At 58.7% G+C, this 20,063-nt stretch carries 15 protein-coding genes; 6 read left to right on the forward strand and 9 right to left on the reverse strand.

The features are described 5' to 3' along the window. Window positions 1-74: 74 nt before the first annotated feature. The 6 genes from DWY03_RS05400 to DWY03_RS05425 all read right to left on the reverse strand — a co-directional run bounded on the left by DWY03_RS05400 (window position 75) and on the right by DWY03_RS05425 (window position 5,346). Window positions 75-1,010, reverse strand: a complete 936-nt coding sequence (locus DWY03_RS05400; protein WP_117840105.1) for a hexose kinase — start codon at window positions 1,008-1,010, stop codon at window positions 75-77. Between the two features lie 197 nt (window positions 1,011-1,207). Beyond that, the gene (gene lacB, locus DWY03_RS05405) at window positions 1,208-1,732 is read right to left on the reverse strand and encodes a galactose-6-phosphate isomerase subunit LacB (protein ID WP_117583544.1); all 525 of its coding nucleotides are present in this window, start codon (window positions 1,730-1,732) and stop codon (window positions 1,208-1,210) included. A gap of 63 nt (window positions 1,733-1,795) precedes the next feature. Next, entirely contained in the window at window positions 1,796-2,224 is a 429-nt protein-coding gene (gene lacA / locus DWY03_RS05410) for a galactose-6-phosphate isomerase subunit LacA (RefSeq protein WP_006234830.1), read from the reverse strand. A 307-nt stretch (window positions 2,225-2,531) separates the two neighbouring features. Further along, window positions 2,532-3,521 carry a hypothetical protein gene (locus tag DWY03_RS05415; RefSeq protein ID WP_117840106.1) on the reverse strand — a complete coding sequence of 330 codons (990 nt, stop codon included), beginning with the start codon at window positions 3,519-3,521 and terminating at the stop codon, window positions 2,532-2,534. A 267-nt stretch (window positions 3,522-3,788) separates the two neighbouring features. After that, window positions 3,789-4,127 carry a PTS lactose/cellobiose transporter subunit IIA gene (locus DWY03_RS05420; RefSeq protein ID WP_055252615.1) on the reverse strand — a complete coding sequence of 113 codons (339 nt, stop codon included), beginning with the start codon at window positions 4,125-4,127 and terminating at the stop codon, window positions 3,789-3,791. A gap of 214 nt (window positions 4,128-4,341) precedes the next feature. Beyond that, window positions 4,342-5,346: a LacI family DNA-binding transcriptional regulator gene (locus DWY03_RS05425; protein WP_117840107.1), complete on the reverse strand. Its 1,005-nt coding sequence runs from the start codon at window positions 5,344-5,346 to the stop codon at window positions 4,342-4,344. A gap of 357 nt (window positions 5,347-5,703) precedes the next feature. Between DWY03_RS05425 and DWY03_RS05430 the strand changes: the two genes are divergently transcribed. Both DWY03_RS05430 and lacG (DWY03_RS05435) read left to right on the forward strand, forming a co-directional pair. Continuing rightward, window positions 5,704-7,479 carry a lactose/cellobiose PTS transporter subunit IIB gene (locus DWY03_RS05430; RefSeq protein ID WP_117583547.1) on the forward strand — a complete coding sequence of 592 codons (1,776 nt, stop codon included), beginning with the start codon at window positions 5,704-5,706 and terminating at the stop codon, window positions 7,477-7,479. 66 nt (window positions 7,480-7,545) lie between these two features. After that, on the forward strand, window positions 7,546-8,985 hold the full coding sequence (lacG, locus tag DWY03_RS05435) for a 6-phospho-beta-galactosidase (RefSeq protein WP_117840108.1): 1,440 nt from the start codon (window positions 7,546-7,548) through the stop codon (window positions 8,983-8,985). Between the two features lie 281 nt (window positions 8,986-9,266). Here the strand turns inward: lacG (DWY03_RS05435) and DWY03_RS05440 are convergent, their stop codons facing one another. Beyond that, entirely contained in the window at window positions 9,267-10,295 is a 1,029-nt protein-coding gene (locus DWY03_RS05440) for a LacI family DNA-binding transcriptional regulator (protein ID WP_040358938.1), read from the reverse strand. A 344-nt stretch (window positions 10,296-10,639) separates the two neighbouring features. On the opposite strand from DWY03_RS05440, the gene lacG (DWY03_RS05445) reads away from it, so the two are divergent. Both lacG (DWY03_RS05445) and DWY03_RS05450 read left to right on the forward strand, forming a co-directional pair. Then, window positions 10,640-12,088: a 6-phospho-beta-galactosidase gene (lacG, locus tag DWY03_RS05445; protein WP_006234822.1), complete on the forward strand. Its 1,449-nt coding sequence runs from the start codon at window positions 10,640-10,642 to the stop codon at window positions 12,086-12,088. 176 nt (window positions 12,089-12,264) lie between these two features. Further along, window positions 12,265-14,025 carry a PTS lactose transporter subunit IIBC gene (locus DWY03_RS05450; RefSeq protein ID WP_022094682.1) on the forward strand — a complete coding sequence of 587 codons (1,761 nt, stop codon included), beginning with the start codon at window positions 12,265-12,267 and terminating at the stop codon, window positions 14,023-14,025. 332 nt (window positions 14,026-14,357) lie between these two features. On the opposite strand, the gene DWY03_RS05455 is transcribed toward DWY03_RS05450, so the two are convergent. Beyond that, complete coding sequence (locus DWY03_RS05455; protein WP_117840109.1) at window positions 14,358-15,359, reverse strand: LacI family DNA-binding transcriptional regulator; 1,002 nt, start codon at window positions 15,357-15,359, stop codon at window positions 14,358-14,360. A gap of 284 nt (window positions 15,360-15,643) precedes the next feature. Between DWY03_RS05455 and DWY03_RS05460 the strand changes: the two genes are divergently transcribed. Then, window positions 15,644-17,422 carry a PTS lactose transporter subunit IIBC gene (locus tag DWY03_RS05460; RefSeq protein WP_117840110.1) on the forward strand — a complete coding sequence of 593 codons (1,779 nt, stop codon included), beginning with the start codon at window positions 15,644-15,646 and terminating at the stop codon, window positions 17,420-17,422. 76 nt (window positions 17,423-17,498) lie between these two features. Then, window positions 17,499-18,920, forward strand: coding sequence for a 6-phospho-beta-galactosidase (lacG, locus tag DWY03_RS05465; RefSeq protein ID WP_197032782.1), 1,422 nt, complete (start codon window positions 17,499-17,501; stop codon window positions 18,918-18,920). 196 nt (window positions 18,921-19,116) lie between these two features. Here lacG (DWY03_RS05465) and DWY03_RS05470 read toward each other — a convergent pair whose 3' ends face one another. Continuing rightward, on the reverse strand, window positions 19,117-19,881 hold the full coding sequence (locus tag DWY03_RS05470; RefSeq protein WP_055251192.1) for a DeoR/GlpR family DNA-binding transcription regulator: 765 nt from the start codon (window positions 19,879-19,881) through the stop codon (window positions 19,117-19,119). Between the last annotated feature and the right edge of the window lie 182 nt (window positions 19,882-20,063).

The following is a 20,063-nucleotide window of genomic DNA, read 5'->3' on the forward strand; positions in this document are numbered from 1 at the left end:
ATTGAACGTCAGATTGCCGCTTAGGGGCGTTTGCAGCGTCGCGCCGTTACGCGGTTTGGTAAAACCGCGTAACCCTACAGTTCAGTCACGACAACGCTGTTGTAGATCTCGTCCCAGCGGTCCATGACCAGGTGGCCAGTCTTGGGATCCATGGCGTTGAGCTTGCCGCAGGTATTGGCGGTCTTGAGCACCGTGATGTCGTCGGCACCAGCAGCAATGGCATGCGCAAAGCCGGCGATGGTCGAGTCGCCGGAACCCGTCGCGTTCACTGCCGCAATCGCGGGCGTCTTGGCGCGGAACGCGCGACCCTCATGGAAGCCCACCGAGCCGGCAGTGCCCATCGAAACGACAACCCAAGGGATACCGGCAAAGCGGCCATCGGCGGCAAGCGCCTCACGCAAGGCATCGATATCATCGGTCGTAAAGGACGTACCTAGCAGGCCATTAATCTCGGTCAGGTTGGGCTTTACGAGCTCAGGCTTAGCGTCGGACTCCAGCGCGGCCTCCAGCGATGCACCCGAGGTGTCGAGCAGCACCTTAGCGCCCGCCTCCTCGGCGATCTTGACGAGCTCGGCATAGTAGCCGGCATCGACGCCACGCGGCAGCGAGCCCGAAAGCGTCACAACGTCCGCCTTCGCTGCAAGCTCGGCGAACTTGGCCGTAAAGGCCTCGAGCTCGGCCGGGGCGATCTGCGGGCCGCTCTCCAGCAGCTCGGTCTGATTACCCTCGTGCAGAATATTCAGGCAAATGCGCGTCTCACCGGCGATGGGCACAAAGTCATTCTTGACGCCATCGGCATCCATGAGCTCGGCCATATAGGCACCCATGTGGCCGCCAAGCAGGCCGGTCGCGAGCACGTCGTCACCCAGCTGCAACAGCACACGGCTCACGTTGAGGCCCTTGCCACCAGCGGTCTTTTCGGGCATCACGCGGTTAACATCGTCGATGATCAGCTTGTCGAGCTGATAGCGCGTATCAATCGACGGGTTCATGGTAACGGTCAGAATCATGTTGGACTCCTGTTTAGAAAACCGGCCCGCGCCCCTCACAGAAACGCGAGCCGTCAATTAAAAAGCTGCAGAATGCCGGGTACCGCCAAAACGACGCACACGAGCTCAGCAAGCAAAAGTTTTATCAGAGTAGCTCGCCCGCCAGATGGCTTCGCAGCGTCGACTGGTCTGGCGTTCGGTAGAACGCCGGAACCTCCTTAGTCGTGGTATTCGCCGCGGTCCCACTTCTCCAGGAACTCGTCAAAGAAGTGCGGGTCGGCCTGAGCCTCGGCGTCGGCCTTATTGCAGGCATCGATCTTGGCGATCAAGGCATCGTGCTCGGGAGTCTTGTCGTAGGGCTCCTCCAGGAAGGCAAGCATGATGTCGGCCATCAGGAACTCGCCGGTGATCTTGCCGCCAAAGCCCACGATGTTGGCGTTGAGCTCGCGACGGGCATACAGGGCAGAGGTCATGTCGCGAACCAGGGCGCAGCGGGCGCCGGGAACCTTGTTGACGGCGTTGGTGATGCCGATGCCGGTGCCGCACAGGGCCACGCCAAAGTCAGCCTTGCCGCTGGCAACAGCCTCGCCCACGGCCTTGCCGTAGATGGGGTAGTGCGTACGGGTGTGGCTGTAGGTGCCGCAGTCGAGCACCTTGTAGCCAGCCTGCTCCAGGCGGTCGGCCAGATAGATCTTCTCGTCCGTAACGATATGGTCGCAACCGATTGCGATGGTCTTCTTCATCAGAACGTCCTTTCGTCTGAATTCACAAGTTGAGGTAGAAGTTCGAGTTCTCGGTGGCTCTCGTTAGGCCATCTTGTTGAGCATGTCGACACGGATCTGGTGACGGCCGCCAGCATACTGGGCGCGCAGGAACTCGCGGGCGATCTTCTTTGCGACCTCGGTGCCCACAACGCCCGGGCCCATGGTGACCATGCGCGAGCCGTTGTGCTCGCGGGTCATGTAAGCGGAACGCTCGTCGGAAATGTTGGCGACGACCATGCCCTTGATCTTGACGGCGGCCATATAGGAGCCGACACCGTACTTATCGAATGCGAAGCCCTGGGAATCCTTGTGCTCCAGCAGGTCCTTGGCAACGGCGGTCGCGGAATCGACAAAGTCCGCGGCAGGGGTCTCGGAATAGTCGACGACCTCGTGACCGTCGGCGATGAGCATCTCCTTGATGGACTCCTTCATCGACATACCGTCGGCATCGGAAGCGATTACAACCCTCATGACATCCTCCTTGAGAGATACGCAGGTGCGTAGTTTCTGTTTGGAAGTGTTGAATCGCGTTCAGGTCCGGGCATCTGAATGTGCGGTTCTTCACTGTTCATGTTTATTTGAACACATTCGAACATCAACTGCAAGAATTATTTGTTTATCTTTGTTCTTTTTTGAACAAATACCGTTCACAGATGATTGCTGACCGTTTGGGCCGGGCGCGGACGTAGCGACCGTGTGTTCAACAAACAAAAGGGCGGCCGAGAACGTGTCTCGGCCGCCCTTCGGCGATATTCCCCGGTATATACAGCTGTTTAAGCTACTCGGACTGCCCACCCTTTTTGGCGTGCTTGGACGGAGCACCCAGAAAGCGGCCCGTCAAATAGTTCGCCGGGCCGGAAATATCGATCCCCAGCAGCACGTGTCCTAGCCATAGGAACGCCACGAGCACCAGCAGCGGGATAACGCACGAAGTCACGATCATCACGATGACGCCTTCAATCAGATCGGTCACCTGCCGCACAATCTCATCGGTCATCTGCTTGGCGCCGCTGGTCACCGACGTAACAAGGCTCGATGCTCCATCAGTCAACTGCTCGAGCACGTTTTTGGACTCCGTGGCCTCGGATTTTTTCTTGTTCGATTTTGAGCTGGTCTCGGCTGACTTGTCCGTGGTGTCGGCCGCGTCCGCAGCGTCCGCAGCCTTTTGCTCAGCTTGCTCAATACTTACGCGATACGTTTCATCGACCTTCTGCGACACCCATACGCTCGCGGGCACGAGCGCCATGCCGATCACGGCAACCACCAGCACGCGCGTCGCCACACGGCGCAGGACAGTGCTCGTGCTCCAGCGCCCGTGAATGCCGAGCGACACCGCAAAGAGCACCAACGCAAACGGGATTAAGATGCCCAGGCCGACCGACCACAAAATGGTTAGCAGGTATTTCTCTAGGTAGAGCACGGCAAGCACGATACCAAGGTTGCCTGAAAGCTGCGCGAGCTGCTCGGCAACCGGCGTTCCCGTATCACCCGGCAGCGCGGTAATGCCCGCAGACAGCGCCACGCACGAGGTCGTGAGCGCCAGTACGTTACCCTTCTTTTGGTCGATGACCTCGATGGTGGAGTCCCAAGTTTTGGTATCGGCGAAATGCGGACGAGCCACAAAGCCCGACAGCAGCGCCAGGACCACAAGCGCAACGATAAAGCCAATCTGCAGCTTTTTGTTTGCGCACACGACATCGGACAGGCTGGGCTGCAGCTCGGTTACCGTCGTGTGCTCGGTTATCTGGACAGGACGCCCATGAGCCATCTCGTGCGCGTCTCTTTTTTGTATTGACCCGTTATCCGGCATTTGGATACCTCCTCAGTCCGGCGTTTAATGCGAAAGGAAGTATACCCACCGAGCAAAAATCGAACGGGAGGACGAACGGAGCGCACCAAGACTGTCCCCAATGACTAGTCGTTTAAGAACGTCCCCAATGACTATCTCGGGATGAGCTGCGGGGAGGAGGACAGAAAAAGCCCTGCTGCGGGTAGCGGCAGGGCTTTTGGAAAGGGGCTTGGTTGTGAGGGCTCGTTAGGCGAGCTTGGCCTCGAGCTCGGCAATGCGTTTGTAGGCATCGATGGTAAAGCGGGCCTGCTTCTCCAGAATCATGGTAGTCATGAGGGTATCCTGAGCATGGGCCATGATGAAGGTCATCTCCATCTCGCCGCCGCCGGCCTCCTGCGAAAGCAGCTTGGTCTGCGTGTCGTGGGCACCGATGAGTGCATCGCTGGCATCCTTGTGCAGCTGCTCGGCCTTCTCAAAGTCACCCTCGCGAGCAGCATCGAGCGCTGCGAGCAGATCGGTCTGGGCGTCACCTGCGTATGCGACAATCTCGAATCCAACCATCGAGATTTCTTCTTTGGTTGCCATGTTGCGTTCCTTTCACATATGAACCAATGGAGAGCATCGCGTCCGGGCATACGCGCTGCGTTGTGTATGTCAGAAACAATAACATTCAAACAAAAAAGAACAGCGCAAAACGTAATTTCGAGCTATGAACGGTCATTTTTCGCCCGTGAACGGTTTTTAAACCAATCTGAACAATATCGAACACAATTAGCGGAAACCCAAACAGACCCGCGCTCTAGCGCCAATCGCGTACCGTATCGCCCTCGACGAGCACGCCCGGAAACAGCATGTGCTCCACACCGGGTTCAACGCCCTCGGCGCCGGCAATCTTGTCAACCGCCCACATGCCGACGCGCTTGTTGTCAAAGCGCACCGTGGTCAAGCGACAATCGGGCACGATATCGCCCAGGCTGTCATCAACACCCACCACGCTCACGTCCTGGGGCACGCACTTCCCGCGCGACTCGAGCCCACGGATGCAGCCATATGCCATGGCATCGTTGGAGGCATAAATGGCCGTGCAGGTCGGATCATCCGCAAGCGCCTGGCCGGCAGCATATCCACTCTGCGCCGTCCAGTCGCCACGCACGAGCTGCGGGGGCTCAATGCCATGCGCACGCAATGTCTCACGCCAGCCTTCCTCGCGCCGCATGCCCGAAAGCGAGCGCTCGGGACACGAGATAAAGTGCACAGTCTTGTGTCCCTGCCCCAGCAAATACTCGACCACCTGGCGCGAACAATCGAACTGGTCGTTATCGACCGTTGAACAGAGCGGGTGCTCCAACATCGTAACGAGCACCGTCTGCATGCCGGGCAGCGGCTCGAAGGTTCCAAAGTCCGCCGGCATGCGGTTCATAATCACAACCATGCCATCCACCGGCAGTGCGCTCATGCGCGACGATGCGCTCTCGAGGGTATACGGATGCCCGTCTACTTTAGTGAGGGTGATGGCATAGCCATGTTTGTCGGCCGCTGCGGCAAAGCCCTCCATACGGTCGAGATTGCCGGTGCCGGTAATGTTGAACATGGCGACGCCGACGGTCTTAAACTTGCCACGGCGCAACGATCGACCGGCAAAATTGGGGCGATACCCCAGCTCGCGCATGGCGGCACGCACGCGTTCCTTGGTCTCGGGGCGCACGCTGGGCGAATCGTGCACCGTACGCGAGACTGTCTGCTCCGAGACGCCCGCGAGGCGCGCTACGTCTTTGACGGATACCGATTTTTTAACAGCGGCCATAGGTCGATCTTTCTATGTCAACGATGCCATTGGTGGCACCTTGCGCAGTCAAATGAAACGTCTTCAAGTATATCCAACGCCTCCCCCACCATACGCTCACCACCCAAAACCTACCGTTCACCGACATTTTTGCTTCCCCGAACGGCTTTTGTCTACCAAATGTTAACGTTGCCATTGTGCAAACACAGAGCCACCGGGCGGCTCAAACGTTTACGCGTAAGGAATCGACGGTTCGCAGGCACAGGAACCACCGGTTCGCGTCTTTTTTTGTGTCGCAAAATGGCAACGTCAACATTTTGGCAACCGGACGCCAAAAGCTACCATCGTTGCTAACCCACCGACTCTTAGGAGCATTGCATGGAGCAACTCATCGCCATCATCGAAAAGGGCCAGCCCTTTTTCAACGCGATCGCCCGCAACAAGTACCTCAAGGCGATCCGCGACGGCTTTATCTCCGTCATCCCCATCATCATCTTCTCGTCCATCTTCTGCCTGGTAGCCTCGGTCCCCAACATCTGGGGTTTCTACTGGCCCGATGACATCAACAACGCCCTGTGGAAGTGCTACAACTACTCCATGGGCATCCTGGCCATCGCCTGCGCCGCCACCACGGCCAAGCACTTCGCCGACGCTCAGAACCGCGATCTGCCCAAGAACAACCAGATCAACTTCATCTCGTGCATGTGCGCGGCCATCATCGGCTTCTTGCTCCTTTCGAGCGACACCATCGCCACGGACGCTGCCAGCGGTTTCAACACCACCTACCTTGGTTCCAAGGGCCTGCTGACCGCTTTCATCGCTGCGTTTGTGACCGGCATCATCTACAAGTTCTTCATTAAGCGCAACATCACCGTCAAGATGCCCGAGCAGGTTCCGCCCAACATCTCGCAGACCTTTAAGGACATCATCCCCTTCTCCGTCTGCATCACCGTCTTTTGGGTTTTTGACATCGTCTTCCGCGCTGCTTTTGGCTTCTGCTTTGCCCAGGGTGTCATCCAGGTGTTCCAGCCCCTGTTCACCGCTGCCGATGGCTACATCGGCCTCGCTGTGATCTACGGCGCCATGAGCCTCTTCTGGTTCGTGGGCGTCCACGGCCCCTCGATCGTCGAGCCCGCCATCGCCGCCGCTCTCGTTGCCAACATGACCGACAACCTGGCTGCGTTCCAGGCCGGCCAGCACGCTTCCGCTGTCCTGACCCAGGGTGCCCAGTACTTCGTCGTCTGCATGGGCGGCACCGGCGCCACGCTCGTCCTGGTCTTTATGTTCTGCTTCCTGGCCAAGTCTCAGGAGATGCGCGCCGTCGGTAAGGCCGCCATCGTCCCCGTCTGCTTTGCCGTCAACGAGCCGCTGCTGTTCGCCGCACCCATCGTGCTCAACCCCGTCTTCTTTGTCCCGTTTGTCTTTGCCCCGATCGCCAACATCTGGATCCTCAAGATCTTTATCGACTTCTTGGGCATGAACGGCTTTATGTACACCCTGCCTTGGACCGTCCCCGGCCCCATCGGCACCATCATGGGCCTGGGCTTCCAGCCGCTCGCCTTTGTGATGCTCGCCATCATCCTGGTCGTCGACTTTGCCCTGTACTATCCGTTCTTCCGTGCCTATGACGCCCAGAAGTGCGCCGAGGAGGCCGAGATCTCCCAGGAGGAGCTCGCCGCCAAGAACGCCGAGAAAGCCGCCAAGCTCAACGATGCCTTCCAGGGCAAGGCTGACGCCAAGAGCGTTGCCGCCGGCGCTGCTGCCGAGGCCGTGAAGGCCGACTCCCCCGCCGCTTCCGCAGCACCCGCTGCCGAGACAACGACCGCCAGCGACCTCAACGGCAAGCGCGTGCTCGTGCTCTGCCAGGGCGGCGGAACCTCGGGCCTGCTCGCCAACGCGCTGGCCAAGGCCGCCAAGGAGCGCGGCATTAACCTCGAGACCGCTGCCGAGGCCTATGGCAACCACGTGGACATGCTCCCCGACTTTGACCTGGTCGTCCTGGCCCCGCAGGCCGCAAGCTACCTGGCCGACCTGCAGAAGGACTGTGAGCGCGTGGGCAACAAGTGCGTCGCCTGCCGTGGCAAGCAGTACATCGAGCTCTCCCAGAACGGCGACAAGTCTCTCGCCTTCGTGAGTGAGCAACTTTCGAAGTAAGTAACGCCCAGGGCCAGCCGACCATCCAAGACCGGCTGGCCCTTCGATTTAGACGATTGGATCATCATGTCCGTTAACCCCGCTAGCGTCACCAACCCGCCTGCGCAGTTTCCCGAGGGCTTTGTCTTTGGCGGCGCCACTGCTGCTTACCAGGTAGAGGGCGAGACCCGCACCCACGGTAAGGGCAAAGTCGCCTGGGACGACTTCTTGGAGGCCCAGGGGCGCTTCTCCCCCGATCCCGCTTCCGACTTCTACAACCAGTACCCCGTCGATCTGGAACTGTGCGAGGAGTTCGGTATCAACGGCATCCGCCTCTCCATCGCCTGGAGCCGCATCTTCCCCAACGGTACCGGCGAAATCAACCCCGAGGGTGTCCAGTTCTACCACGACCTCTTCGCCGAGTGCCACAAGCACCACGTTGAGCCGTTTGTCACGCTGCATCACTTCGATACACCGCTGCCCCTCTTTGAGAAGGGCGACTTCCTCAACCGCGAGACCATCGATGCCTTTGTGGACTTTGCCACCTTCTGCTTTAAGGAGTACGCCGACCAGGTGACCTACTGGTTCACCTTTAACGAGATCTGGGCCGACGCCTCCAACACCTACATCGAGGGCACCTTCCCCGGTGGTGTTAAGGCGCATCTGGCCGAGGCCTTCCAGTGCGAGCACAACATGATGCTCGCCCACGCCAAGGCCGTGCTGGCCTTCCACAACGGCGGTTTTAAGGGCAAGATCGGCGTCATTCAGTCGCTGGAGTTTAAGTACCCGCTCAACGAGAACGACCCCGCCGACATCAAAGCTGCCAACAACGAGCACGTGCTGCAGAACCAGTTCTTGCTCGACGCCACCTTCCGCGGCGACTATGCCCCCGACACCCTCGAGTGCGCCAACCGCCTGGCTGCCGTCTCGGGCGGCACCATCGAGATCCTAGACGAGGATCTGGAAATCATGCGCGAGGCCGCGCTCTACAACGACTACCTGGGCGTTAACAACTACCAGTGCCGCTTCTTGAAGGCTTACGACGGCGAGAACGACCTGCACCACAACGGTACGGGCGAGAAGGGCACTGGCCGCTGGCGCGTTAAGGGTATTGGCGAGCATGTGAACAAGCCTGGCATCCCCACCACCGACTGGGACTGGACCATCTATCCCGAGGGCCTGTTCGATCTGCTCGTCTACATTAAGCAGCGCTACCCCAACTACAAGCAGATTTTCATCACCGAGAACGGCATGGGCTACAAGGATCCCTACAAGGACGGTTTTGTGGACGACCAGCCGCGCATCGACTATATCGAGCAGCACCTGCGCTGGTTGCTCAAGGCCATGGAGGTGGGCGTCAACGTGGGCGGCTACTTCCTGTGGAGCCTGCAGGATCAGTTCTCCTGGACCAATGGCTACAACAAGCGTTACGGCTTCTTCTACGTTGACTTTGAAACCCAGAAGCGCACGCCCAAGGCAAGCGCATACTGGTATAAGCACGTGGCGCAGACCCGTCGTCTGGACTAGCGGCTTTCAACTAGCGGTTGGCGGAATTGCCCCGCTCACATAACCTGTCCCCATTTCTCAGCCGGGGGCGGCACGTCACACGGCGCGCCGCCCCCGGTCTTTTGTTTTTGTTCGGCCTGGGGGCCGTTTGTCTCGATCTGTAACATCTAGCCGAGATTTTGGGTCCTAACTGTTACAGATTGAGACGAACAGGATTGCTCTTTCCGAAGAATCTAAATCTGTAACACGTAGCCCGCTTTTGACCGTCTACCTGTTACAAATCGAGACAAACGGAGTAGGACCTAACCCCGTATGTCCCTAACAGTCGAGCGTTCGACCAGCGTACTCGGCACATGAATCGCCTCGATAGACGAGCTCTCTCCAATCGCCGCCTCAAACGCAAGCTTACCGACACCGCGCAAATCAAATCGCAGCGTCGTCAGCCGATTGTGAGGAACAAGTCCCTCGAGTGCGTCGTCGATACCAACCACGCTCACGTCGTCGGGCACGGACAGGCCCGCGTTCTCGAGCGCGGCGATAACGCCCAGCGCCATCTGGTCATTTGCCGCAAGCACGGCAGTCGGCGCCTGCGACCCGCCGGCAAGCACCTCGGCCGCAATCCGCTCGCCCATGGCGTACCCACTGTCCGCACTCCAATCGCCACGCAGCATCGGAGCGGCATCGACATGAGCACGACCCAGCGTATCGCGCCAACCGGCCTCACGAAAACGCGAGGAAATCGAGTTTTCCGGACCCGCCACAAACCGCATATTCGAGTGACCATGTTCCAGCAGATAATTGGTCAACAGCTCGCACGAACCATACTGGTCGGAGTCGATCGTCGTGCAGCGCGGATGCGCATACATGGACAGGATGACCGTTCGCACTCCCGGCTGGGGAACAAACTCCTCAAAATCGGGAGCCATGCGGTTCATGTTGAGAATCATGCCGTCGACGGGTCGCTCGACCATGCGGCGCGAGGCATCGGCAAGTGCATAGGGCTTGTCGCCGCCCATCTCGATCATAGTGACGGCAAAATCGTGCTCGCGCGCCGCTTGCATGATACCCTCGAGCGTCGCCAGGTTACCGACACGTGTGATGTTGTACATGCACAGGCCAATAGAACGATACGACCCGCCGCGCAACGCCGCTCCAGCAAAATTGGGGCGAAAGCCCAGCTCTTCCATGGCGGCCAGCACACGCTTGCGCGTCTTTTCCGTCACGTTGGGCATACCGTTGACCACGCGAGACACAGTCTGGCGGCTCACGCCAGCGAGCGCCGCAACCTCTGCCGCGCTCGCCGAACGACCATTCCTTGTCTGCTGATCCATGCCTTCCACGCTAACCTGCTTCCCAACTATTCCCCGCGCCCATGGCGCATCGTACATACATTGATAACGTGCTCATGATACCCGAGCCATATACCACAACATGAAAACTTCTGTCAATCAAAACCGCTTACCGAACAAATACAACCGTTCGCGGCTGTTTGAAGTTGTTTTGTTTCTATACATCCCAGCCGGATGTTAACGTGCTCATTGTCAAATGTTCACATGCTCATTTTGGTTCTAATCATTTTAAGATAGTGTTTATCGGGCTTTTTCACCGCTGAACGCTAACCAGGGAGCCTCCTGAGCGCAAACGCACAATATCGAACAGCGAGACGAGAGGGTGTATGCATATGTCTTTGCTAAACCGCGTACAGCAGCTGCCGAAGGGCTTTGTTTGGGGCGCCGCAACCGCCGCGTACCAAACGGAAGGTTCCACGAAGGTGGCAGGCAAGGGTAAGACCATGTGGGACGATTACCTTGTCGCCCAGGGTCGCTTTTTGCCCGACCCGGCCAGTGATTTCTACAACCGCTACGAGGAGGATATCCGCCTTTCTGCCGAGCATGGACTCAACGCCATTCGTGTGTCCATCGCCTGGACCCGCATCTTCCCCAACGGCGACGATGCCGAACCCCTCGCCGAGGGCGTTAAGCACTACCACGAGCTGTTCGCCTGCTGCAAAAAGTATGGCGTCGAGCCCTATGTGTCCCTGCATCACTTTGACTCCCCCGCCGCCCTGTTCAACCAGGGCGACTGGCTCAACCGCAAGACCGTCGACGCCTATGTGCGCTATGCCGAGTTCTGCTTCCGCGAGTTCCGCGAGGTCAAGAATTGGTTCACCATCAACGAGCTCATCAGCCTCTCGCACTCCCAATACATCCAAGGCAACTTCCCGCCCAACCATCACTTTGATGTGACGAGCGGCATCCAGAGCCAGCACAACGAGCTCGTTGCCCACGCCCGCGCCGTCAACCTGTATAAGGATCTTGACGAGACCGAGCACCTGGGCGGACGCATTGGCATGGTCAACGTCCTGACGCCGGCATATCCTGCCACCGACTCGCCCGCCGACCAGCACGCCGCCGACCTGTACAACGCCTTCTACACCGACTTCATCATGGACGGCGCCTTCCTGGGTCACTACTCCGCGCGCACCCTCTCACTCATCAACGAGATTCTGCGTGCCAACAACGCCACACTTACGGTTGAGGACAGCGACATGGAGGAGCTCGCCAAGGCGGCGCCCCGCAACGATATGTTCGGCCTCAACTACTATCAGTCGGCGTTTATCGCCGCCTACGATGGCGAGTCAACCAACAGCTTTAACGGCACCGGAGACAAGGGCACCTCGTGCTTTAAGTTTAAGGGCGTCGGGCAGCAGGTCGATATGCCGGGTATCCCCACCACCGACTGGGATTGGCTCATCTACCCGCAAGGCCTCTACGACACGCTCAAGCACATCAGCGCCACCTATCCCAACCTCCCCGTCATCTATATCACCGAAAACGGCCTGGGCCACAAGGACCCCGAGCCCGACGCAAACGGCATCGTCGCCGATCCCGAGCGCATCGACTTTGTCGACCAGCACATGGAGAAGGTGCTCCAGGCGCGCGCCGAGGGCGTCGACGTCCAGGGCTACTTTATCTGGAGCCTGCAGGACCAGTTCTCGTGGGCCAATGGCTATAACAAGCGCTACGGCCTGTTCTACATCGACTTCGACACGCAAAAACGCTACATCAAGCAGTCGGCACTCTGGTACAAGGAGCTCGCCGACACTATGGCGGACGCGCAGTAGCGCATCGCCTCGCTTTCCCCCGAGAAGGGAGCGGCCCTATGCGATACAAACCCAGCCGCTCCCCTCTCTCCCCCTGGGACCGGCCCCGCCTGCACCCGGGCTTTTAGCAAGCGGGAGACCATATAGGTTTTCAACGTCCATGCCATTAAGATTTCATGCAAAGAGGAGCGTGAACTATGGAATCGATCGTTAAGTTCTTGGAGAAAGGTCAGCCGTACTTCGACAAGGTCTCTAAGAACATCTACCTTCAGGCCATTAAAGACGGCTTTTTGGCAGCAATGCCCATTATCCTGTCTTCTTCTGTCTTCCTGCTTATTTCGACCCTGCCGGGCGTTGTCGCCACGGTCGGCGGCTTTACGCTGCCCGACTGGTGGAACGTCGACGTCGTGAACTTCTGCAACAAGGTTTACAACTTCACGATGGGCGTCGTGGGCATCATGGTCGCCGGCACCACCGCAAGCGCGCTGACCGGCTCCAAGAACCGCCGCATGCCTGCCGGCAAGGCCATCAACGCCACGAGCACCATGGTCGCCGCCATGTGCGCTATGCTCATCTTGGCCGTTACCCAGACGAGTGCCAAGATCGACGGCGCCGATGTCTCGGTGTTCTTTACCGACAACATGGGCACCAAGGGCCTGCTGAGCTCCTTTGTCGCCGCATTTGCCACGGTCAACATCTATGCCTTCTGCATTAAGCGAGACATCACCATCAAGCTGCCCAAAGAAGTCCCCGGCGCCATCGCCCAGAACTTCCGCGACATCTTCGCCTTCAGCTTCTCCATCCTGTTTGTCGCCGTCATCGACGTTATCTGCCGCACCTGCTTGGCCGTCCCGTTTGCCAACGTCATCTCCACGCTGGTGAGCCCGCTGTTCGCCGCTGCCGATTCCTACGCCGGCCTCGCCCTCATCTGGTTCATGATCCCGCTGTTCTGGTTCATGGGCATCCACGGCCCCTCGGTCGTTAAGCCTGCCCTCAACGCCGCGCTGTTTGGCAACATCACCACCAACCTCGCCACGCTGCAGGCCGGCGGTCACCCCGCCCTCGCCCTGACCGAAAACTTCGGTAACTACATCGGCGAACTCGGCGGCACCGGCGCCACGTTCATTGTCCCGATCATCTTCCTGCTCTTTATGCGCTCCAAGCAGCTCAAGGCCGTCGGCAAAGCCTCTGTCGTGCCCGTGATGTTCGCCGTCAACGAGCCGCTGCTGTTCGCCGCGCCCATCATCCTCAACCCGTACTTCCTGATCCCGTTCCTGTTTGCCCCCGTGGCCAACGTCCTCATTGGTAAGTTCTTCATCGACTTTTTGGGCATGAACGGCTTTATCTATGCCATGCCGTGGGCACTCCCCGGACCGATCGGCACCTTCATCGACACCAACTTCCAGCCGATCTCTCTGGTCCTGGTTGTCGTCCTGCTGGTCGTTGACTTCTTAATCTACTACCCGTTCTGCAAGGCCTACGACAACGTCCTGTGCAAGCAGGAGGCCGAGACCCTGGCCGAAGAAGAGGCCGAGGAGACCAAGGCCGTCAAGACCGCTGCCGCCCCCGCCGTTGAGGCTCCTGTTGTCGAGACCGCTTCTGCCACTGAGGCCTCCGCAGCTCCGTCCGCCCTTAAGGGCAAGGATCTGAGGGTTCTGGTTCTGTGCGCTGGCGCCGGCACCTCTGCACTGCTCGCCAACGCGCTTAAGGAAGGCGCCGACGAGCTGGGCATCGACATTACCGCCAACGCCGGTGCCTACGGCAGCCACTACGCCATCATGGACCAGTACAACGTCATCGTCCTGGCTCCGCAGGTTCGCACCTATTACAACGAGATGAAGGCCGACACCGACCGCCTGGGCATCACGCTGCTGTCGCCCAAGGGCAAACAGTACATCGACCTCACTAAGGATCCCAAGGGTGCCGTCGCCTGGATCGAGGAAAACCTCGAGGCATAAAACGCTGACGCCACCTGCCGCTCGCAGAAAAAAATGGCCCGTGCATCGATGCGTGATGCGCGGGCCATTTTGTTTAGACCGCACCCGTCCTCCTGTTCATCTTAATCTGTAACATCTAGCCGAGTTTTTGGGTCCCAGCTGTTACAGATCGAGGTGAACGCACAGGCCAAGCCGAAAATCTCAATCTGTAACATGTAGACCGCTTTTGACCGCTTAGATGTTACAGATCGAGACAAAGATGATGGCTGGGTAGACAAAATCTCAATCTATAACACCTAGTCGAGTTTTCGGGTCCCACCTGTTACAGATTGAGACAAACAGGCCGAGCACGTCTACGCCCGCAAGTCCTTTACGCTGGAACGCTCGACCAACACGCCCGAGACGAGCGTACGGCTTCTGGAGCTCGGAGTTTCTATGCCCGCAACGACCTCGTTAAGCGCACGGACGCCCAGCTCGCGGTGGCGGAACTTCACCGACGTCAGAATCGAGTTGGGAATCGTCTTGTAGAGCTCATCGTCGAAGCCGATCACGGACACGTCGTCGGGCACACTGAGCCCTTTGTCACGTAAAGCCATCATCACGCCGTTTGCCATGCAGTCGTTAGCCGCGAGGACCGCCGTGCAATCGGGTTTATCGGCAAGCACAAGGCCCGCAGCATAGCCACTATCCGCATTCCAATCGCCTTGCAGAGGCTCGGGCGGCTCAATGCCACGCGTCTCGAGTGCCGCACGCCAACCTTTCATACGGCACTGGCTCGACAGCGACTCTTTCTTACCAGAGACGAAGTACACATTCTTGTGTCCGCGATTCAAGAAGTACTCGCATGCCATGCGCGCGCCGCCCTCTTGGTCGTCACTGACGGTAGAGCAGGTAGGATGTTCCATCGACGTGATAATCACCGTCTTGAGGTCTTTCGGCGCCTCAAAGGTATCAAAGTCATCGACCATCTGGCGCAGGTTGAAAATCATGCCGTCGACGGGAAGCTGCGACATCCTACGTGCCGCTTCGGCAAGGGTCATCTTCTCCCCCGCCCGCTTTTTAATCATCGTGAGCGCAAAGCCTCGCTCTGCGGCGGCATCGGCGATACCGTCAATCATGTCCACGTTGCCGCCCGACAAGTGGAACAGCACCACGCCGATGCACCCGTAACGGCCCAACTTGAGTGAACGCGCGGCAAAGTTCGCCCGGAACTCAAGCGCTTCCATGGCAGCATGGACCCTATCGCGCGTCGACTCACGCACGCTATCGGGCTCGTTGATCACGCGCGACACCGTCTTGAGAGAAACGCCCGCGGCAACTGCCACATCGTTCATTGAGACATTTTTCTTGTCCATCGTTGCCACTACTTCTCCAGTCGGTTTTGCATCGCTTGTTTTTTGCGTTCTAGCATACACTACCTGCCCGACTGACAAATCAACCGTTTACCGGACAATATCGACCGCTCACCCGTAAATCCTTGTTGCTCTTCCAAAAATGTCTTACGTTGTCATTAACGAAATGACAACGTTGTCATTTCGCAATGCCTTCCTTAAGCAGGAAGGTTTCCGGGCAGTCCTGACCATCCATCGACGACCAGTTCCATCCACATGCATCGCGCATCAAGTAGCAAAGGAGCTCTATGGACGCCATCGTAAAGATGCTCGAAAAGCATCAACCGTTCTTCGAGAAGATCTCGAGAAACATCTACCTCCAGGCCATCAAAGACGGATTCCTTGGGTGCATGCCCATCGTCCTTACCTCTTCGATCTTTCTGCTGATCGCCACCCTTCCCGGCGTAGTTGGAATCACGTTGCCCCAGCCGCTCATCGACTGGTGCAACAAGCTGTACAACTTCACCATGGGCGTCATGGGCATCATGGTTGCCGGCACCACCGCCAAGAACTTCACGGCTTCCATGAACCGTCGCATGCCCGCCGGCAAGGTGCTCAACGACGGCTCCACCATGGTTGCCGCCCAGTGCAGCATGCTGCTGCTCGCTGTTACGCAGTTCACCACCAAGTTCAACGGCTCCGAGCTTTCGGTCTTCGATTGCACCAGCATGGGTACACGCGGTCTGTTCTCGGCCTATATCGCAGCGTTCATTACCGTTTGGGTTTATAAGTTCTGCGTCTCGCGCGATCTGACCATTAAGCTGCCCAAGGAGGTTCCGGGCGCCATCGCTCAGAACTTCCGCGACATCATCCCCTTCGGTGGCGCTGTCATCATCTGCGGCATCATCGATGTCGTCGTGCGCAACCTCATGGGCGTTCCGTTCTCCGAGCTGCTTATCAAACTGCTCTCCCCGCTCTTCACTGCGGCAGAGACCTACCCCGGACTCATCCTTATTCAGGCGGCCACCGCGTTCTTCTGGTTCATCGGCGTCCACGGCCCTTCGATTGTCCAGCCGGGCATCGACCCCATCCGTCTTGCCAACCAGGCCGAGAACCTGCAGGTTCTGCTGGCCGGTGGCCACCCCGCCCACTCCCTCACCTTTAACATGTCGCTCGTGGGTGAGTTCGGCGGCACCGGCGCCACGTTCATCGTGCCGCTTCTGCTGATTCTCTTTATGAAGTCCAAACAGCTCAAAGCCGTCGGCAAGGCCTCGATTGTTCCTGTTGCCTTCGCCGTCAACGAACCGCTGCTCTTTGGCGCGCCGATGATCCTTAACCCCTACATGCTCATCCCCTTTGTTGCCGCCGGCTGCGTCAACGTGAGTGTTGCCAAGTTCTTTATCGACAACGTGGGCATGAACGGCTTCTCCTTCGTGGTGCCTTGGGCTACCCCTGCCCCCATCGGCATCTTCATCACTACAAACTTCCAGCTTATCGCCCTGGTATTTGTCGCGATCATCATCTTGCTGGACGCCATCATCTACCTGCCGTTCTTGAAGGCATACGATAAGCTGCTCTGCGACCAGGAAGCCGAGCGCGCCGCCGAGCTGGGTCTCGAGTCCGATGGTACTGCCACCATCGCCGCCAGCACCTCTGCGCCCGCTGTCGAGCAGGCCACCGCTGCCGTCGAGCCGACCGCCGCTGCCGCTGACAGCAAGCCTGTCGCCGATCAGCCCGAGCCCGCTGCCGATGCATCCGCTAAGAAGGATGTCGACGGTCTGAAGGTCCTCGTCCTGTGCGCCGGCGCCGGCACCTCTGCCATGCTTGCCAACGCCATCAAGGAAGGTGCCGCGCAGACCGGAGAGAACATCGCTTCCTCCGCAGGCGCCTATGGCCAGCACACTGCCATCATGGATCAGTACGACGTTATCGTGCTTGCCCCGCAGGTCCGTAGCTACTACAACGACATGAAGGCCGACACCGATCGCCTGGGCATTAAGCTGCTCGCCCCGCGCGGTAAGGAATATATCGACCTTACTCGCGACCCCGCTGGCGCCATCAAGTGGCTCCGCGAGAACCTCGACTAGGTTCCTCCCTCTGTTGGTGCCCGGATCCCCAGTTCGGGCACCTCTCCCTATTCGAATCCCACAGAAAGGATGACTCATGACCAACCCCATGCAGTTCCCCGACGGCTTTGTGTTTGGCGGCGCCACCGCCGCTTACCAGGTTGAAGGCGAGACCCGCACGCACGGCAAGGGCAAAGTGCCCTGGGACGATTTCCTGGCAGCTCAGGGTCGCTTCTCCCCCGATCCCGCAAGCGATTTCTACAACAAGTACCCGGTCGATATCGACCTGTGCCAGCGCTTCGGCATCAACGGTATCCGCGTCTCCATCGCTTGGAGCCGCATCTTCCCCAACGGCACTGGCGAGATCAACCACGAGGGTGTCGCCTTCTATCATGAGCTTTTCGCCACCTGCAACAAAGCCGGCGTTATCCCCTATGTCACGCTCGATCACTTTGATACGCCCGAGGCCTTTTACCAGGACGGCGGCGAGGGCTTCCTGACGCGCACGACGATCGACGCCTTTGTCGAGTACGCCAAGTTCTGCTTTGCCGAGTTCACCGAGGTCAAGCACTGGTTCACGTTTAACGAGATTCCCGCAACCGCCGAGGGCAGCTTTATCGTCGGCAACTGGCCGCACGGCGAGAAGTATCGCCTGGACAAGGCCTTCCAGCTCATGCACAACATGATGGTGGCCCACGCCAAGGCCGTCGTCGCCTTCCATGAGAGCGGCTTTGAGGGTGAGATCGGCATTGTCCAGAACCTGGAGCCCAAGTATCCCCTCGATCCCAACAACGCCGCCGACTGCGAGGCAGCTCGCATGGCCGACGTCATCAACAACCGCTGGGTACTCGACGCCACCTTCCGCGGCCACTATGCAGCCGACACCATGGAGGCTGCGACCAAGCTGGCCCATATCGCCGGCGGCGAGCTCGACGTCCGCGACGAGGACATCGCCGCGCTGACCGCCGCGCTCCCCTACAACGATTGCCTGGGCGTCAACACCTACAAGTGCCAGTTCCTGCGTGCCGCCGAGGGCGAAAACGACATCAACCACAATGGCACCGGCGACAAGGGCTCCTCGCGCTGGTTCCTCAAGGGCGTGGGCGAGTCATGCGTGCGCGAAGGCGTACCCACCACCGATTGGGACTGGATTATCTATCCCGAGGGTCTCTACGACCTGCTGCTCCGCATTAAGAACGATTACCCCAACTACAAGAAGATCTACATCACCGAGAACGGCATGGGCTATAAGGACGACTTCGAGGACGGCTTTATCGACGACGCCCCTCGCATCGACTACATGCGCCAGCATCTCGCATGGATCCTCAAGGCAATCGACGGCGGCGTAAACGTCGACGGTTACTTTGTGTGGTCGCTGCAGGACCAGTTCTCCTGGACCAACGGCTACAACAAGCGCTACGGCCTGTTCTACATCGACTTCGAGACCCAGAAGCGCTATCCCAAGGCGAGCGCGTACTGGTACAAGAACGTCGCGGAGACCGGCCTGCTCATGGCCTAATTCAAGCCGCATACCCCCTGTCGGCCGCATGCGAATCCCTCCACGGGTTCGCATGCGGCTTTTTTGTTTTGGCTCGACCCGAGCAGGCCGTTTGTCTCGATTTGTAACATCTAGCAGGGATTTTCGGCCCCAATTGTTACAGATTGAGATGAACGGGGGCACCCGGTTCGAAATATCTAGATCTGTAATACCTAAGCTAGCAGATGACCTGCGTGTGTTCCTCGATGGCGGCGCGATTCTCGGCGGCGATGCCCGGCTCGCACACCACGGCGTCCAAGCTGTCCAGGCGGCAGAAGGTGTAGAAGTCGCGCTTGCCGATCTTGCTTGAATCGGCGATCAAGTAGCGCGAGTCTGCCTTGCTAAAGGCGAGCTGCTGGATACGGCCCTCGTCCATATTGGACGTAGACACATCGCCATCCAGAATGCCGTTGGCGCCGATAAACGCCGCGTCGATGCCCAACGCACGCAGGGTATCCTCGGCCGTTGGTCCCACAAAAGCGGCGGTGCGGCGACGGTACATGCCGCCCACGAGGCACAGGTCGCAGTCTTCGCGCGCCTCAAGCAAGTTAAACACCGAAAGCGAATTGGTCACGATGCGCAGGCGAAACGCCGGCAGCATCGAGGCCATCTGCTCAACCGTGGTGCCCGTACCCAAAAAGATGGTCGAGCCCTCCTCGATGAGCTCAACGGCGCGGCGCGCGATCTGCAGCTTTTCCTCGGCATGCTTGGTACGCTTTTCGCTGTGCGAATACTCGTGGCGCAACATAGCATGTGGACGGCCCTGCGCGCTACGGGCTCCACCGTGCACGCGCTCAATCTCACCTAGGCTCGCAAGCTCCTCAAGATCGCGGCGGATCGTCATATCCGAGACGCCCAGTGCGTCCGAGATCTCCTTGACCGAGACCGTGCCCTGTTCCTCGAGCAGCTGACGAACCTTATCCTGTCGCTCCGCCTTAATCACGATGAATCCTCGCCGTTCTTTGCGCACATATCATTCAAACAGTAACGAACAAATTGTATCAGACTCGTGCGCGTCAAAAATCAACGCCAGCACAGCTCCAATCATCACTTTTTTGAGAAAAATACCCCCTGCTTTAGTGGGGTGTAGTGATAATCTCACCTGTTCGCGCTACAGTTTGTCGG

The organism is Collinsella sp. AF23-2 (genome assembly GCF_003459245.1).
Lineage (GTDB): Bacteria > Actinomycetota > Coriobacteriia > Coriobacteriales > Coriobacteriaceae > Collinsella.

What these genes read in the sequence shown, in the direction of transcription:
- DWY03_RS05400 (WP_117840105.1), bottom strand. Translation starts at nt 1,010, where the DNA reads ATGATTCTGACCGTTACCATGAACCCGTCGATTGATACGCGCTATCAG.
- lacB (WP_117583544.1), bottom strand. Translation starts at nt 1,732, where the DNA reads ATGAAGAAGACCATCGCAATCGGTTGCGACCATATCGTTACGGACGAG.
- lacA (WP_006234830.1), bottom strand. Translation starts at nt 2,224, where the DNA reads ATGAGGGTTGTAATCGCTTCCGATGCCGACGGTATGTCGATGAAGGAG.
- DWY03_RS05415 (WP_117840106.1), bottom strand. Translation starts at nt 3,521, where the DNA reads ATGGCTCATGGGCGTCCTGTCCAGATAACCGAGCACACGACGGTAACC.
- DWY03_RS05420 (WP_055252615.1), bottom strand. Translation starts at nt 4,127, where the DNA reads ATGGCAACCAAAGAAGAAATCTCGATGGTTGGATTCGAGATTGTCGCA.
- DWY03_RS05425 (WP_117840107.1), bottom strand. Translation starts at nt 5,346, where the DNA reads ATGGCCGCTGTTAAAAAATCGGTATCCGTCAAAGACGTAGCGCGCCTC.
- DWY03_RS05430 (WP_117583547.1), top strand. Translation starts at nt 5,704, where the DNA reads ATGGAGCAACTCATCGCCATCATCGAAAAGGGCCAGCCCTTTTTCAAC.
- lacG (WP_117840108.1), top strand. Translation starts at nt 7,546, where the DNA reads ATGTCCGTTAACCCCGCTAGCGTCACCAACCCGCCTGCGCAGTTTCCC.
- DWY03_RS05440 (WP_040358938.1), bottom strand. Translation starts at nt 10,295, where the DNA reads ATGGATCAGCAGACAAGGAATGGTCGTTCGGCGAGCGCGGCAGAGGTT.
- lacG (WP_006234822.1), top strand. Translation starts at nt 10,640, where the DNA reads ATGCATATGTCTTTGCTAAACCGCGTACAGCAGCTGCCGAAGGGCTTT.
- DWY03_RS05450 (WP_022094682.1), top strand. Translation starts at nt 12,265, where the DNA reads ATGGAATCGATCGTTAAGTTCTTGGAGAAAGGTCAGCCGTACTTCGAC.
- DWY03_RS05455 (WP_117840109.1), bottom strand. Translation starts at nt 15,359, where the DNA reads ATGGACAAGAAAAATGTCTCAATGAACGATGTGGCAGTTGCCGCGGGC.
- DWY03_RS05460 (WP_117840110.1), top strand. Translation starts at nt 15,644, where the DNA reads ATGGACGCCATCGTAAAGATGCTCGAAAAGCATCAACCGTTCTTCGAG.
- lacG (WP_197032782.1), top strand. Translation starts at nt 17,499, where the DNA reads ATGACCAACCCCATGCAGTTCCCCGACGGCTTTGTGTTTGGCGGCGCC.